Source organism: Aeromonas diversa CDC 2478-85 (assembly GCF_000819805.1).
Taxonomy (GTDB): domain Bacteria; phylum Pseudomonadota; class Gammaproteobacteria; order Enterobacterales; family Aeromonadaceae; genus Aeromonas; species Aeromonas diversa.
The window spans coordinates 838-17,079 of the sequence record NZ_CDCE01000034.1; the positions used below are offsets into that span (position 1 = coordinate 838).

A 16,242-nucleotide genomic window follows, 5' to 3' on the forward strand; every position below is an offset into this window, starting at 1 on the left:
CACCCGCCCGATGGCGTCTCACACCCGCCCGATTTTTTACTGTTTTGGCAGGATATTCAGGATATCTCAGGATCCCCAGTCGGTGTAACCATCCGCTTTATGCGGACGGTTACACCTTGCCATGCTACGCATTCGGCCAGAGGCCGATGATTGAACGCCAGGGAAGGATCTAGCCCCTTAAGCTGACTGAGGGGGAGCTCGTAGGAAAGTGCACGGAAACTATGTGTAAAGTTATTGGGTTTAGCAAAGTAAAGTATGTGTTCTTGAGGTGTAATGCGCTGTTTCATATGTATTTTAATCTGTTTTTAGATCTTTTCCTGGCGTAAGTTCATTACTTAACCCTATGTATGGCGATAACAGCCATTTCCTATTGAGTCTCCACGAGAGATGCAAGGCTGATCTGAGGGCAGGATGTGTGAAGTTAGCTAACCGGCAAGCCGGTTAACTCTCTTCACTGTCCCTTATTCGCACCTGCGGCGCTCAACGTACTTCCTGCCCTGCGGGGCTTGTCATCGGCGTTGTTGATCAAATCCGTCGTTGGATAGTCGTTCCCCATCCCGTCGATGGCCACTCAATGCACTGGCTGGCGAACAGGCATACCAAGCCCTATCAGCTTGTTCATCACCTTCACGCCAGCCAGGATTTCGCCCACCTGGGCGTTGTAGCTGCGCAGGCTCAGCTTCGGCCCGATGAGTTGCTTGAACCGGTACATGGCGGTCTCGGCTATCGAGCGCTGGTGATAGCCGGCGTCTTTCTTCCATTGCTTCAGTTCACTAGACTTGAGCGCCGTCACCGCCTCGTTACGGGGATGGCCCTCTTCCCACGGCGCTGCATTTTTTCTTGGCGGTATGGTGGCTTTCGCCCCCTTCTTCTTCAGTAGCTGTCATACGCGCCATCGGCACTGACCTGTTTTCTCTTGCGTCGCAAGGGGTTGAGCAACGTCGGTAACACCTCGTTATCAGCCACCGTCTCCAGGCTGGCTTCGGCAGCAATGACCGCATGGGTTGTGGCATCCACCGCCAAGTGGAGCTTGCGCCACATTCGTCGCTTCTCCTTGCCGTGTTTGCGAATTTTCCATTCGCCTTCGCCATAGACCTTGAGGCCGGTGGCATCAATGACCAGGTGAGCCACCGGGCCTTGGCTGGGGAGTCGGTACTTGATGTCGACGGTCTTGGCGCGTTTGCTGATACAGCTGTAGTCCGGCGACTGCAAAGGCACCGCCATCAGCTGGAACAACGAGTTAATGAAGCCTTCCAGGGCGCGCAGCGGCAGCTTGAACAAGCCTTTTAGCATCAGGGCCGTCTCAATGGCGGTGTCACTGTAGTGGAACCCCCGCCCTCGGCGGCCATGGTGGCGCTGGCAATGCCACTGCTGAATGGCTTGTTCGTCCATCCAGATGGTCAACGAACCACGTTGCACCAGGGCTTGGTTGTACTGTTGCCCGTTGCTTATCTTGTGCTTGGACTTGCCCATCAGATGTTCTCGGAGACTGCGCTACAGGATCAGATCACCGAGATGACAGATAGTTCCCCGATTTGAGCAACAAGGCCCTTGTCATCTCTAAGCTGGTGATCACAAACTTTGTTTAATCGGGCAATCGCGCGGTTATAGCTCCGAGCTCATCAGGCTTTGTTCCCTCTACGCGCCACTTCTGCTCGCATCTTGGCTGATGACTCGGCCATATCTCGACGAAGTGCAGCGAGTTCATGGGCGGTTAGTTTCCGAGCACCTGTGCCTGTAGTATTGGCTTCGAGTAGCAAGGCTTGGTCTGAGCCATTGCCAGCTTTTGCGCATTTTTTTCTACCCATGTTTCACCTTTGACCCTTAGTTCTCAAAAATACGTTTATTGATAACGAAAATGTGGCTAGCGTTACGCTTGGTCACAAATACGTGAATGGTATTAAGCACTTATCTAGCCCCGTGAGTGGCGTTGTTGATCAAATCCGTCGCTGGATGGCCGTTCCCCAACCCATTGATACCACTCAATTCACTGGCTGGCGAACAGGCATACCAAGCCCTATCAGCTTGTTCATCACCTTCACGCCAGCCAGGATTTCGCCCACCTGGGCGTTGTAGTTCCGCAGGCTCAGCTTTGGCCCGATGAGTTGCTTGAACCGGTACATGGCGGTCTCGGCTATCGAGCGCTGGTGATAGCCGGCGTCTTTCTTCCATTGCTCCAGTTCATCGGCCTTGAGCGCCGTCACCGCTTCGTTGCGGGGATGCCCCTCCTCCCACAGCGCCGCGTTTTTTCTCTGCGGTATGATGGCTTTCGCCCCCTTCTTCTTCAGTAGCGCATGACAGGCCTTGGTGTCATACGCGCCATCGGCGCTGACCTGTTTTATCTTGCGTTGTAAGGGGTTGAGCAACGTCGGTAACACCTCGTTATCCGCCACCGTCTCCAGGCTGACTTCGGCAGCGATGACCGCATGGGTTGTGGCATCCACCGCCAAGTGGAGCTTGCGCCACACTCGTCGCTTCTCCTTGCCGTGTTTGCGAATTTTCCATTCGCCTTCGCCTTCGCCATAGACCTTGAGGCCGGTGGCATCAATGACCAAGTGAGCTACCGGGCCTTGGCTGGGGAGGCGGTACTTGATGTCGACGGTCTTGGCGCGCTTGCTGATACAGCTATAGTCCGGCGACTGCAAAGGCACCGCCATCAGTTGGAACAACGAGTTAATGAAGCCTTCTAGCGCCCGCAGCGGCAACTTGAACAAGCCTTTTAGCATCAGGGCCGTCTCAATGGCGGTGTCACTGTAGTGGAAACCTCTCCCTCGGCGGCCATGGTGGACCAGGCAATGCCACTGCTTAATGGCTTGTTCGTCCATCCAGATGGTCAACGAACCGTGTTGCACCAGGGCTTGGTTGTACTGTTGCCAGTTGCTGGTCTTGTGCTTGGACTTGCCCATCAGATGCTCTCGGAGACTGCGCTACAGGATCAGATCACCGAGATGACAGATAGTTCCCCGATTTGAGCAACAAGGCCCCCGTGAGTACTAAATCGATTGGGAGATGTCTGCGATTTCGGTAGGATTATAAGTGAATTTGTGAGGACAAAACCCAATGAGTAGATCAATGGCTAATGAGGGGATACAGGTAGATGCGACGGAATTGGCAACGCAGCTCCGTACTCGCGGCTTGGTGCGTACTATTGTGGATCTGGAGTGTTGGCATCTGAATGGTAACGCCTCCGAGTTGATTGAGACGATCGCACATATATTAAATACCACAGACGCGCCGCCGATTGTTTTTTATATCGAAGACGCGCTTGAGGAGTTGGATAGATCGCGACTTTTCCTTGTCGAGAATGTTCTATGCGATTTGATTCCCCTTCTGAACGTAGAACAGGACATCATTCACCTATTCATCATGCATTTGCTTGATGCCGGTTGTGATGGCGCACTGATTGCCTCGTTTGGGGAGTGGACGAAAAAAGACTCAAAGCGGTCTGAAAAAGTCTATAAGTCAGCACGTAATGGTGATAACCTCGCGCTGCGTCTGTTATCCACGGTGCTCCTGATAAATTCTGATGTGGATGAAAGCATCATTTTCGCGAAGGCTCATAAGCAGGAGGCAAAGCTCGCGGCTATATCGGCTTTGGGGTCTATGGAGCTAGGAGATCGCTACTCTGAGGTGATCGACATCCTGTTCCAGTGTGCGTCTAGCGAGGATGAGGACATCTGCCTTCGATCAATAGAAGCCGGCTATCGTGCTGCTGCAAAGCGAAAAGCATATGCACCAGTTGGTTTCGAAAAGCGGCTCGAACAAATCCTTTTTACACTTAGCCCATCTACTATTCACTTTGCGGTAAACCTCTTGACGCGTCACCGAGAGAGCCTCACAGAAGATGCCATTGTTCTGTGTCTTGGCGCTGCGGCCCACGTTGATCCAGATAACGCCAGCACACTCTCTCTCATCGACCATGCCTTATACCAACTCGTGAGCGTTGGGCGTACTGAACAGGTGATTCCTTTACTTAGTGAATTGATCGATCGTTCAAAAGGACGCATTACGTTTGATTCGCTTCAGAGTACATATCATGCGCTTAATCAAGCAGGCTATGATGTGCTTGGTAGTGCAGTGGTGTACTGGTTGCTTAATGCAGGAGCATACACTCGCAAATGTTTGGCGTACAAAGTGTGCGGGGTTGGGAACGATGTACCATCTTTCTCTATACCCTCGTCGTCACTGCCATCAGACCCATCGGATCAGCTATTCCTTTGTCGTAAGGCTATTGGTTGGTTCTTCATTGATCCTCTAGCTGTGGTTACCATATTGTTAGCGGTGCTTCGCAATGGATCTCCGGACATCAAAAATGATGTCCTCGAGCTTATCTATGATCCCTTACTACTGAGCTATGGCGGCAAGTTGAAGAGTTATCTTGAGCAGTGTGTCGTCGAAGGGGGGGGAAACAGCTCAGGCCTTGCCGAATTGCTCGCACGCAAGACTGCGCTTGATGACGCGCTGGAAGGCATTGAACGTTTGGTTGAACTACACCCCAACGAAATGCAGCGTGAAGTGGAGCGAGTTCAATGGCACGAACAGATGGAGCGTAGTATCCCGCAGGGGCGTCGGAAATCAATATTTGATGATATTTTCACCAATCAATACATCCTTTACGGACGCTCGTCGTTGACCTCGGTCCATACCGGTGAGGGCAAAACTAATCTCACTGAGATAGAGATGACATCATTTTCCATTACGTCTGAGTTGCCCCTGCTCAATATTGTTGACCCAATTGGCCTTGACCACATGCTTTTTAATTTCAGACTGGAGCAACGGGAATCTCGATGAAACTTGTCGTGTTGCACTATTTGCGCTCGCTTCGGGAACGTGACGAACTCGACGCCATTTTGCCCGATCTCTTGGCTGAGAGTGGGTTCGAAGTTCTCACCCGCCCCCGCCGTGGTACGCGGCAAGCCGGAGTTGATGTCGCTGCTGTGGGTCCCAATCGTGACAGTGGCGGTGATCGCAGCCTGTTTCTGTTTACAATCAAGTCCGGCGATCTGACACGAGAGCATTGGGATACTGGCCAACAAGCCGTGCGTCCATCGCTTAACGAGATATTGGATGATTACATCCCGAATCGTATCCCGCCCCATTTAGCGAGTCTGCCGGTCGTTATATGTGTTTGCATGGGGGGAGAAATGCGCGAAGACGTTCGCGCTCAGTGGAGCGGTTTTTGCCGGAAGAACGAGACAGTTAACATTCATTTCGCCGAGTGGAACGGAGATCGCCTTGCAGATCTGATTCTCAGCGGTATGTTACGCGCGGAATTAATTGAGAGCGAGAACCGGGGACTGTTTCAGAAGGCGCTAGCGATGCTTGATCAGCCTGATGTCGCCTATCGGTATTTCTCCCACTTGCTCAATGCAATCTTCACTAAGCCGAAGGACCAGGCAGAGTGCACACGCCAACTGCGAAAGGCCTATCTGTGTCTTTGGATACTCTTTGTATGGGCTCGCGATGCCGATAACCTTGAGGCTGCGTATCGAGCATCTGAACTAGTGTTGTTGCGCAGCTGGCCACACTGCGATAGCACTCATCTGCGCAAGGGGCAGACGCAACAGGAGCGACTGGTTCATTTTGATCAGGTCGTGCAGCTTCATATCATCATCGCTCGCCTTCTTCTCGTCGATAAGATAGGGCTGTTCGCTGATAAGCGTTTTGCGCTTTCAATGGCCGTCAATTCACGCAATGCGGTTGACATCAATCTCACACTATTTGAGATGCTGGGGAGGTTGTCTCTTCATGGACTATGGTTGGATGTCCTCAGTGTCGGGCAGGACGAAGCATTTGCGAGAGCGATGCATGAAGAGGCGGATAAAGTACTCAATATAACGATCGGAATGATAAATGCGAACCCTACGCTTGCCACCCCTGTTCGTGATGATTTCGCGATCGAACTAGCTCTATTTATGCGTCTCGCAGATGTGCGCGGCCGTCTTTCTAATGTCGCTAACTATATCCGTGGCATGTCAGATCTTCTGTGCAACGGGCTGATGAGTCGGCAGCACTATCCAACACCTATGACAGATTATCGAGATGTTATTTCCCATCCCAGAGAGCGTAGCGACACATATTTTGAAGAGAATACAAGAGCTGGGATTCTATACACCTTTGTGCTCGCTTGGCTTGTGATGATCGGAGATAAGGAACGTGCAGAGCAGTTACGCAGCACGTTGCTGGAACACGCCCCACATATGACACACCAGACCTGGGTTCCTGACGGTCAAACAGATAAGATTTTCTGGGATGGTAATCGAGAACATGGCCTGTCAGTGCCAGGTTTACCGCTCGATAAGTCTATCGAAGCCGTCTTTGAGCTCATCAATCGGGTAATGAAGGCTCACCCATTACATGAGCGAGTAAGCGCAGTGAAAATGGGTTTGACCCCTATATTCCTTATGGCATGCCGTCATTATCGCATGCCTGTGCCACCACATATTTGGCGAGACCATAAGCGTGATGCTCCTAACAGTATCGCTACAGATTAAACTATATCAGCTTCTGGAAGCTTGCTAATCGAATGAGCGTGTAAATCGTGAGGCTGTAGTTTTCAGGAAAGGGCCAGTTTTATTAGGTCAGAGCTACGGGAGTTTGCTTGGATAATGGAAAATATAGACGAACGCGATATAGATGCTGCGCGCTTTGAGAGGCAGATTTTAGATATCTGGCGAGGAGAGCCTAATCAGACGCCTGAGGGGGGACTCAAGCTTGCCATATTTCTGCTATTTACTGAGCAGAACTCAAAACACATAGTGCTTCCTTGGTCATGGGCCGATACAGAGACGATTTATGGCTTGATAGATGCCAAGCGTCGTGCTGACGACTGGTTAAGACTCAAGGACTCTGATGTAACAGAGCGTGAATGGGCACGTCAGTCACCATATGTGCTGGAAAAGCTACGTCATCTTGTTAGCTATAGCGGTAACTCTACGGCAAACTTGCATCGATTGGATTTTCTTGTCAAAAGTTTGTGCGCCAGGGGATTTTCAAACAACTGGGCTCGGAAAGTCGAAAGCTTCGTCGCCGATTTTGCACATGGCTGGTCCGTTAGCGGTCGAGCAGTCGTTGACATGAACACGATGACGACAGGTGAGCTAGGGGTTCGTCTAAAAGACGTTCAGGCCGGTGACGATTACGTATTGCCGGCTGAGCTTCAGCCCCATCTTTTCGAGGTCTGTCTTCGTCTTCATGCTCATGACGTGCAATTCCAGTTATTAGCAGAACAGAGGGCAGACAGTTCTTGGCGCGGCGTGGGGGCAGCCTACAAATTTGCTTGGCCGAGTCGCTATCGTTCGGAGTGGACAAATGAGGTGCGTCCCTTTGAGCTCAACGGTCTTGAGTTCGCTCAATGGTTCCTTGACCATGGACATGGCCAACGTATCACGATTGTAGTCCTTCCCACAGCTGATTTACGAGGCAAAGGTCGGGGGACCGAGATTCGGCATTATCTGCTACAGCGTAGGTGTGTTCTAGGTGTAGTAGAGATACCTGCTCGAGTGTCTGGGCGTACACGACTTTCGATGCTGATAATGGCGAAGGAGCGGTCCAGTAACGATGAATCAGTCCTGCTGATGAACGGTCGCGCGGTAGATGGATTACGGGATGAGCCTCTGGATCGCTTGGCTAGATTTCTCTGTGCCCCATTCCTAGACGCAATGAAGGGGGATACATTGCGTAGGTTGCCTTATGAGGCCGACCTGGGTGATGCGCTATTAAATCGTGCTCGGAAGATGTTCGGGGCGAAGTTACACGAGGTGCCTGGATTTTTTCGCTATGTGCAGTTAGAAGAAATTCTGGACAACCAGAACGCGGTTCTCGATCCATCTCAGTGGATTTCCGAGCGTGATCCTATGGTCGCTAGCGATCTGCTGGATGGTTCCCCTGTTTACAAGCTGTTGGAGGAACGAGAGCGACCCTGCTGCGTTTACGTCATCGGAAACAACGGAGCGGGAAAAAGCATGCTCTTACGTCAGCTTGCTAAGGCATATGTGACGTCTGGGCGGCCTGTGCGTGCTATCGCTTCTGCAACCAGTGACAGATTCGAGGCCAAAATGGGGGCAACAGCCGACTACGTTTACCTAGGATCGCGCACTAGTAATATGTCCACACAGCCGCGAAGGCTTGGACGTAAGTTAGCCGAGTTGATGGTTGCTATCCATGCCGACCGCGACAAGATCGCCGCGGTAAGCAGAGTTCTCGAACAACTGTCTTTTGCGGGTCAACATTATCTATTGCCGGAGTCCGCTACCTCCGATGTCCTGGAGTCTGTGCGTGAACTTGGTGTCGATGAGGCTCCAAGTAACATGAATGGGTGGAAGCTCGGCTTTCGAAAAAACCATGAGAATTCGATAGTTCCCTTTGATCATCTTAGTACCGGCGAACAGCAGCTACTGCTTCTGACGGCAAGGCTTGTTGAATACGCCCGGCCCGGTGTTGTCTTCCTGATCGATGAGCCCGAAACTAGCTTGCATGTCGCTTGGCAGCGAGCACTGCCATCGGTTTTTCAGACTATCAGCCGAGACTTCAATTGTCAGATGGTTATCGCTACGCACTCACCGATTCTAATTTCTACCTCGCGTGGGGACGACACATACCGATTTATGGCTGATGGTGGTGTGCTAGAAGTAATTGGGGAGCAAGCTGCAAGTAGTGTCGAACGAGTGCTTTTTCAGGGGTTCGATACCTACACAGGCAACAACCGAGAGGTTCACGAACGCTGTGCTGAGTTGGTTTCGCGGGCTATCGAGTTTGCCAACACGGAGCAAACTGAAATGTTGCAGAGCGTCTTTGATGAATTGCAACAGATGGAGGAGAAGGTTACTAGAGCTGTCCCTGCGCTTGGCTCCGAGGTACCTGCGCGGCACCTTGATCTCATTCGAAGAGCTACTCTCGCGATAGAGGAACTGACTAGCTCCGATAAGTCTGAGGAGGCCAGATCGTGAATCAACTAGTGACCGCAGAGAAAGATTTCGGGAAGAACGTATTGACCTCGGTCGAGGCTAGAGCTTTCTATCGTGAATGGCGAAAACTTGCATCAAGCAGAGCCAACCCCTGGTCTGCCATACGTGCTGCTACATTTACGGTGGAGGGCCAAAAAGATGGTTCAGGTATGAAGATCATATCAGCACTTCGATCCCACCTTGCTGCTCTGCAAGCTGAACGCTGTTGTTACTGTCGACGTCGCCTTGTTGGGATTGCTTATGCGCGGCCCATTGAGCATATCCTGCCCAAGAACACCTACGGGCAGTACACCTTTACATACCGTAATCTTGCAGTAGCATGCTTCGACTGTAATCTTGTCAAGAGCAAAGCCAATTGGTCAACTTGGCCACAAAATCGTAGGCGGTACATCAATGAAAAGAGCTGCAACGGTTTTTTTCATGCTCGCCTCCATGATTATGACTCCCATGTCAGATATTTTCATTTGGAGACGAATGGTGCATCAATCAGCGTCTACGTTGGCTTGACTCCCCAGGGACGGCATCTTTGTGTTGAGCTACTGAGCAAATCCTCGGAGAGAACCCTCGCGGAAAGTGCCAACCCAAGGTTTTCTGCCGCAATGGACAAACTTCGTGGCCAAGTTCAGCAGATGGCAGCGACAACTGACGACACCAGGTTGTTGGACTTCATGGAAGCGTTGGAACTTGCTGTTGACCCGCTGTAATGGAGTAACAGTCTAGTAGGGGCGACATTAAGGCAACTTATTTTGGGGCATAGTGTCAGGGAAAGACGGTACTCCACCTGATCCCGCACTTGGACTTTCTATGCGAGATCTCGCCCTAGCGAAACCGGTCGTTATTAAGCTGCAGCTTGTACTATTACGAAAGCAACTCTGCGAGTATACATCCATTCTGGATATGGTGTTCTTTATGGTATTGAAAAGTTGTCACCAATTAAGTTGTTGTAATATAATGATTTTTTGTTTTAATTGATAATTGAGTGGGAATAAGCGGCCGCGTCCCGAGCGCAGCCAAAAGTGTTAAAAAGACGCCCTTGTGGCGTCTTTTCATTTTTCAATCGTTTGCGAAAAAATTGGGTATCTGGTCGGGGTGAAGTGTACGGCCCTCGCAAGGGATGTCGCACCGATGTGAGAGCGGGCGTGCATAGTTGGCAAGACCCGCTCTTTATCTATTTCGCCTGGGCTCATATTCCCCTGCACCTTCACTTTCTTTTGTCGCTCTCGCTCACCAAACCGTCGGCGTGTAGCGGCGTGCCTTTGGCCCACGCCATCCACTGCTGTGGCTAAAACCCGCTTAACGTCTTCTTGTCTCGCGAGATCTATTGCTACCTCGCCTCGGAGGATCAGAGAGAGGGATACCTCTGCCCATTGGGGGAGTGATAGGGCCGAGGGCGACATCCGGTAGGTAACCCCTGTCATTTATGACAGGCGGTGTTTTCGGGAGCCTGCTCTACGCTCTTTGGTGCCGATTGAGGTCGGTGCCGAGAGGGGCTGTTATGGCAGAGGGAGTGCAAGCCCTTGCATGAATTAGATCTCGCTTGCACATCGTCATACCGCCGAGTCTTCGGCATCTCTCAGGTGGAGTCCAGCAACCACCTAAATCAACGGGGCGGAACCCGAACAGCCATATGAGTAGGGATTAGTCATCACGGAGGGTTTGTTATGTCGGATCAAGCTGTGCTGGTTGGCGGATGGACTGCATATCACAGGCTGACTGCGGAAGACCAAGCGGTGTTTCAGGAAGCGCTGAAAGGATTTGTTGGGGTGGAGTATAAGCCCTTTGAAGTTTCCACCCAGGTGGTAGCGGGTATGAACTACCGCTACAAGTGCAAGACCACGGTACCCTTGCCGACTCCGATCCATGGCGAAGCCGTGGTACAGATCTTCCAGTCGCTGGACGGCTCTGCCCATATCACCTCCATCACTCCCATCTAATTGCGTGTAGTGATGGGGTAGGGGAGAAGAGCCAACATCAAGCTCTTCCTCCTCAATTCCAGCAATGAAAAAGACGCCCCTGCGGCGTCTTTTTATATCTGTAATGAGGGTCGTGGCCACGACCAGCCACGTCATCCACACGCCCGGTTCGCTCGTTTCCTCCGACTGAACTTTGGCTGTCCGGTACAGACCGATGCACCTTTTGGCTAGGTCATTCATCGTATCGGCTGAAGTCCACATCGATCATACCTGTTCACGCACTGAAGCCAGGTTCTCAGCCTGCCAAATCCGGGAGCACAATATCCTGCCCGGCGGCGGATATGATGGGCAGGGGCTCAGGAAAGGTGAACGCTAAATGTGGTCATCACAGGAATAGAAAACGGCGTTTTTTGGCCGTTTTCTATTAGGTCCCACACATACAACAGCTACGACCCAGGTTGTGAAGGCTGTGAACCTGGTTGTGATTGGTCAGCCTCATAGCTTTTCATATTCTTGATCGTCTCCATAAACGCTTGGTCGACTCGGGCCGGAGCCATCGCGCATCTGGAGGCCAAGTTAATGGCGTTTATGACGGATGGGTTAGTATTAAAATCGGTCTGCCCCGCTTCCAGTTCTCTCTGAATTTGGGCCCGTCTGGCCATGACAAGGGCATAGTCAAAAGACTGATCATAAGATATCTGCAAGGCGTTAGTCGCACCTGCAAAGCCTGCCCATGCCGTAGCCGCAGTGCCTGTGGCGATTGGCGCAAAGACGGCACCAGCTAATGTACCTAAGGCAGCCAAACCAAACTTGGCCGCTTTGCCTGAGCTACCGCCAGCAGCGTAAAACTGCTGAAGTTTAACGCAGTATGCGGTGGCTTTTAGATACTCGACGTGAGCATCAGAACCTACTTTGTTATCAGGCCATGGCCAGTCGATAGAGGTAGACTCTGCCACCCTGTCAGGGATAGCCGAACAACCTGCAAGGGCTCCCATACAGGTCGCCAGAATGAGAGAGGGAAATTTTTCCATGATTGCATTCTCCATTTATATATGGGGACTGCAGAGCCGCGAGAGCTCACCACCATGATTGCTTCCTGTGCACACGTAAAGTGTAGTGCTTTAACTCTAATTTCGAGTCGACGGAATGTGACATGAAGCACAGAACTGCCAGTGAGATCGACGTTTTCGTCAAAAGTCTGAAAGAGGAGGCGTAACGGTGAGGAAAGTAGGGGCGATTCAGGCAGCAGCAGATACCCTCGTCTATATTGTTCTCCCCTACTCGGTTAGCTACTGGTTCGTGACTAAGCACTTTTTGAAAGGACTATTTATAAAGCCAGAAGGTCGGCCTGATGGGAGTTCAATATTAAACGTCACGCTACACAGCGATAGAACACTCAAATTATGCCCGACATGCTGGAACGATGAGTTCTCATCTCAGTTAATGGGATGCTCGAGTAGTAAAAAAGTCTACATGCTAAAAACAGTGTATGAATGGAATGATTTTTCTCTGGTGAAAACTAGGTAACACGCATATTATAAGATGTTCAAGTTAGGTTGATTTCACATGAGGCTTTATCACTCTGTGTTTTTGTGGTGAAGGTGTCTTTAGGTAAGTTGGTTTAGATGGCCACCCCCTCAGCGCAGCGTTACAAACCAAGGAGATGTGGTGGTTACATTCAGGGAAATGGAGATTGCCGATTACAACGACGTGATGGCCTTGTGGGCTGCCACTGAAAACTTATCGTTACGAGATGCCGACTCTCGCCAAAGCATTGATGCTTATTTGAAAAGAAATCACGGTTTAAGTTTCGTCGCAGTTTCCAACGCTGTTGTGATCGGCGCTGTCTTGGTTGGTACAGACGGTAGGCGAGGATATGTACAGCACTTGGCTGTCTCATCCGATTTTCGAGGTCAAGGGATTGGTCAGTCTTTAATTAAAAAGGCGACAGATGCTTTGTCTGGGGTTGGTATTTCCAAGACGCATTTGTTTGTATTGATCGAGAATGTAGCTGCGCAGGATTTTTATACCAAGCTGGATTGGTATCCTAGAGATGAAATTCGTATGTTTTCATACAACAGTTCGTGCAATCCAGAAGTATAGGAGGCGGAAAAATGCCTCTCGATGGCAATGCCTCGGCGTGTAACGGCCCCTTATGGCCAATATCGGCACCGTTGGTGCTCTGGTACACTAGCGCTCAGCCGACATAAGGAGCGCAATATGAATCTCACCGTCTATCAGGTCGATGCCTTCAGCCGGACCCCGTTTGGGGGCAATCCCGCCGCCGTCTGTATCACGGATCAGGGGCTGACTCCGGCCCTGATGCAGGCCATCGCCGCCGAGATGGCGGTCTCGGAGACCGCCTTCCTGGCGCTCGATACCGGGCGCCTGCGCTGGTTCACCCCCGAGGTAGAGGTCGAGCTGTGCGGCCATGGCACCCTGTCGGTGGGGGCCGTGCTGCGCGAGCAGGGGATGCTCGGCGAAGGGGAGGGGAAAACCTTCGAGACCCTCTCCGGGCCCCTGTCGGTGAGCGTGCAGGGTGAGTGGCTTGCCCTTGATTTTCCCGAGCAGCCCGCGACGCCGTGCGAGCCTGACTCGGCGCTGTTGGCGGCCCTCTGCATTGAACGCAGTCGAGTGCAATGCTACGCCATGAACGGTCCCAAGGTGATGGTGGTGGTCGATGAGCCTGCCTTGGTCGAGGCGCTGGCGCCCGATCACGTTGCGCTGCGCCGTCTGCCCGGGCGCGGTGTGGTGGTGAGCGCGCCATCCGCTGACCCGGCCTTCGATTTTATCTCGCGCTATTTCTCCCCCTGGGTCGGGTGCGAGGAAGACCCGGTCACCGGCTCGGCCCACTGCATCCTGGCCCCCTATTGGGGCGAGCGACTCGGGCGCACCCGGCTGATGGCCCGTCAGGCCTCCCACCGCAGCGGCGAGCTGCGTCTGGAGCGAAAGCCCAACGGGCGGCTTGCCATACTGGGTCAGGCCCATGTGATCCTCAAAGGAGAGCTGCGTCTGCCGAGTGCAGCAAACTAGGGGAAAGGGCTTGCGCCACTGCGTTTGGCCTCCGGGGCCCCGGTGGCCCCGGGAGCGCCAGTCACAGGGGCGATACGGTGACTGCCCGCGCCTGAGACGGCACCTGATCTTACATGGCGGTACGCGTGGGAAGGGGGGAGAGTAAGCGTGCCATCAGTTGAAACGGTAACTGGGGGAGCAGCATCTGGTTGAGGTTGCCGACAATAAAGTACCCCTTGTGCGGCGAATAGAAGGCAAACGAGCCCGTCGATCCACTGTGACCCATGGTTCTGGGCAGCGGTGCGAGCAGGCTCAACCAGCGCGGCAGGCTAAATTCCATAAACCCCAGGTTATAGCGCAGCGGAAACATGCTGAACTGTAACGACCTCGCCCGTTCTTCAGCGCCCAGGTTAGTGAGGGAAAAGAGGCGACCGCCAAAAAACGCCCGTATAAAGACCATCAGCTCTCTGGCGGTCGAGATGATGCCGCCGCTGGCCTTGCCACTGGCCAGAAAGTGGGGAGTGTGCAGCGCCTTGTCCCCGGCATAGACGATGGGAACAGGCCCCTGGCCGGTGGCCAGCCGCGTATCGCGCAAGCGCAACGGGTCAACAATGATGCGTCGATAGATCTGCGCCAAGGGCTCACCCGTCAACTTTTCTAGCACAGCCCCGAGTAGCTCGAAGTTAATATCCGAGTAATAGGCCTTGTGGGGATGACGAGCGGGGAGTGGCGCCGCATATCGTCTGGTTTCATCGCACAGGTCCCGCAAGGTATAGGAAAAATCCCCCTCTAGCATGCGGCGCTTGAAGCCCCCTTTCTCATAGACATCCTCCATCCCGCTGTTCTGTGCCAGAAGATCCGCGAGGGTGAGCCGAAGACTGTCATCATGACCTCTATGTACGCACAGCCCCGTTATCAGCTCAGGCTCTACATAGCGTAAGAGGGGGTCATCGAGGGAGAGACGCTGTTGGTCAGCGCAATGAAACAGGCAGGCCGAGGTGAAGAGCTTGGTGATGCTGGCTATCAGAAAGGGAGAATCGAATGTGACATCGCCCTTGCTCCCTTGCCAGATGAAGTGGCCATCCAGGCTCTCGATCCGGCAGATCGCCTGATGCAGGGCTGGGCGGCGGACCAGTCGCGCGAAAACGGCGTCGAGCCGCTCGGCGTGCTCTGTGTTCATGGCGCTCCTCATCGACGTTGACAGGCAAGTGATGGCCATTGCTTCGCAATCAGCAGCCTATCGATTCCCGGCCAGCGCCACAAGCACGCCTCTGATTGCTCAACGTCAGCTCGAGGCAGTAAACGTTGACAGATTTAAAGGACTTGAGCGTCGTGTTTCGCGGTTGCGCTTGCCGATGACCAATAAATAGGGCGATGAGGCGCGGTGTATACGATGACAACCTAGCCCCGTGAGAGCCGCCCCTGCCTCTTAGCCCCCTTGGTGGTGAAGAATCTGGCAGAAGGCCTGCGGATATGGTCCTGCCTCTGTGCCGGTGCAGAGACAGGGCCTTACTCATAGCGTGCAGCCTCCCAGGCATGGATCGCCTGCTTGCGGGTCTCTCCCCAGTGATAGCCGCCGAGCCTGCCGTTTTGCTGGATAACGCGATGGCAGGGGATCATCAAGGCGACGGGGTTGGCGCCGACCGCCAGACCGACGGCTCTGGCGGCCTTGGGGTTGCCGACGGCGCTTGCCACTTGGGCGTAGCTCACGACCCTGGCCGGCGGGATCTGCAGCAGCGCCTTCCATACGCTGATCTGAAAGTTGGTGCCACTCACATGCAGGGAGATGGGGCGGTCCGGGGTCTTGGCGCCGTCAAACATAGCGTCGATCACCGCCTGGGTGCGCGGCAGATCTTCCTCTAGCTGGGCCAAGGGCCAGGTGCGCCCAAGCGCGATCAGCGCCTCATCCGGCTCGGCCCCATCTTGAAACGAAAAGCTGCAGACCCCTCTGGGCGTGAGCGCAATAAAGGCGCGGCCAAAGGGGGTGTCGTGCACGGCGTGGGCGATGGTCAGCCCGGCCCCGCGCTGCTTGTACTCGCCCGGCGTCACCGCCTCCAGTTGTACAAAGTGATCGTAAAGCCGCGAGCCGCTGCTCAGGCCCAGGGTATCGGCCACATCCAGCAAGGGCCTGGATTCTTGCAACAGCACCTTGGCCCGCTCCAGAGTCAGCACCTGCAAATAGCGCTTGGGCGTCACCCCGGCCCAGCGGCTAAAGAGCCGCTGGAAGTGAAAGGGGCTTAGGTGAACGTGCGCTGCTATCTCGTCCAGGCTGGGCTGGCGCTCAACCTGGCTGGTGATAAAGGCGATCGCCGCGGCGATGCGTGCGTAGTCTGACATGAAGCGCTCTCACT

General features: G+C 53.3%; 11 protein-coding genes and 1 pseudogene. 7 read left to right on the forward strand and 5 right to left on the reverse strand.

The window, feature by feature from the left end:
• Positions 1-571: 571 nt before the first annotated feature.
• Positions 572-1,473 (reverse strand): annotated as a pseudogene (locus BN1121_RS14320) (IS5 family transposase).
• A gap of 509 nt (positions 1,474-1,982) precedes the next feature.
• Positions 1,983-2,906: an IS5 family transposase gene (locus BN1121_RS14325; RefSeq protein ID WP_005351915.1), complete on the reverse strand. Its 924-nt coding sequence runs from the start codon at positions 2,904-2,906 to the stop codon at positions 1,983-1,985.
• A 166-nt stretch (positions 2,907-3,072) separates the two neighbouring features.
• Here BN1121_RS14325 and BN1121_RS14330 point away from each other — a divergent pair, with 166 nt between their 5' ends.
• The 5 genes from BN1121_RS14330 to BN1121_RS20325 all read left to right on the forward strand — a co-directional run bounded on the left by BN1121_RS14330 (position 3,073) and on the right by BN1121_RS20325 (position 10,900).
• Positions 3,073-4,791, forward strand: coding sequence for a hypothetical protein (locus tag BN1121_RS14330; protein ID WP_005351921.1), 1,719 nt, complete (start codon positions 3,073-3,075; stop codon positions 4,789-4,791).
• Entirely contained in the window at positions 4,788-6,494 is a 1,707-nt protein-coding gene (locus BN1121_RS14335) for a hypothetical protein (protein ID WP_005351927.1), read from the forward strand. The genes BN1121_RS14330 and BN1121_RS14335 overlap by 4 nt, the downstream gene beginning before the upstream one ends.
• Positions 6,495-6,608: 114 nt before the next feature.
• Positions 6,609-8,948, forward strand: coding sequence for an AAA family ATPase (locus BN1121_RS19510; RefSeq protein ID WP_081606421.1), 2,340 nt, complete (start codon positions 6,609-6,611; stop codon positions 8,946-8,948).
• On the forward strand, positions 8,945-9,670 hold the full coding sequence (locus BN1121_RS19815; RefSeq protein WP_152424666.1) for an HNH endonuclease: 726 nt from the start codon (positions 8,945-8,947) through the stop codon (positions 9,668-9,670). Before BN1121_RS19510 ends, BN1121_RS19815 begins: the two co-directional genes overlap by 4 nt.
• A gap of 957 nt (positions 9,671-10,627) precedes the next feature.
• The gene (locus BN1121_RS20325) at positions 10,628-10,900 is read left to right on the forward strand and encodes a hypothetical protein (protein WP_005351930.1); all 273 of its coding nucleotides are present in this window, start codon (positions 10,628-10,630) and stop codon (positions 10,898-10,900) included.
• A gap of 425 nt (positions 10,901-11,325) precedes the next feature.
• Here the strand turns inward: BN1121_RS20325 and BN1121_RS14350 are convergent, their stop codons facing one another.
• Positions 11,326-11,910: a hypothetical protein gene (locus BN1121_RS14350; protein WP_005351936.1), complete on the reverse strand. Its 585-nt coding sequence runs from the start codon at positions 11,908-11,910 to the stop codon at positions 11,326-11,328.
• 637 nt (positions 11,911-12,547) lie between these two features.
• Here BN1121_RS14350 and BN1121_RS14355 point away from each other — a divergent pair.
• Entirely contained in the window at positions 12,548-12,982 is a 435-nt protein-coding gene (locus tag BN1121_RS14355) for a GNAT family N-acetyltransferase (RefSeq protein ID WP_005351937.1), read from the forward strand.
• A 117-nt stretch (positions 12,983-13,099) separates the two neighbouring features.
• Positions 13,100-13,912 (forward strand): PhzF family phenazine biosynthesis protein, encoded by an 813-nt coding sequence (locus BN1121_RS14360; RefSeq protein WP_043598006.1) that lies wholly within the window; start codon positions 13,100-13,102, stop codon positions 13,910-13,912.
• 109 nt (positions 13,913-14,021) lie between these two features.
• On the opposite strand, the gene BN1121_RS14365 is transcribed toward BN1121_RS14360, so the two are convergent.
• Positions 14,022-15,071: a serine hydrolase domain-containing protein gene (locus BN1121_RS14365; protein WP_005351952.1), complete on the reverse strand. Its 1,050-nt coding sequence runs from the start codon at positions 15,069-15,071 to the stop codon at positions 14,022-14,024.
• Positions 15,072-15,400: 329 nt separating this feature from the next.
• On the reverse strand, positions 15,401-16,228 hold the full coding sequence (locus BN1121_RS14370) for a methylated-DNA--[protein]-cysteine S-methyltransferase (RefSeq protein WP_005351955.1): 828 nt from the start codon (positions 16,226-16,228) through the stop codon (positions 15,401-15,403).
• Positions 16,229-16,242 lie beyond the last annotated feature (14 nt).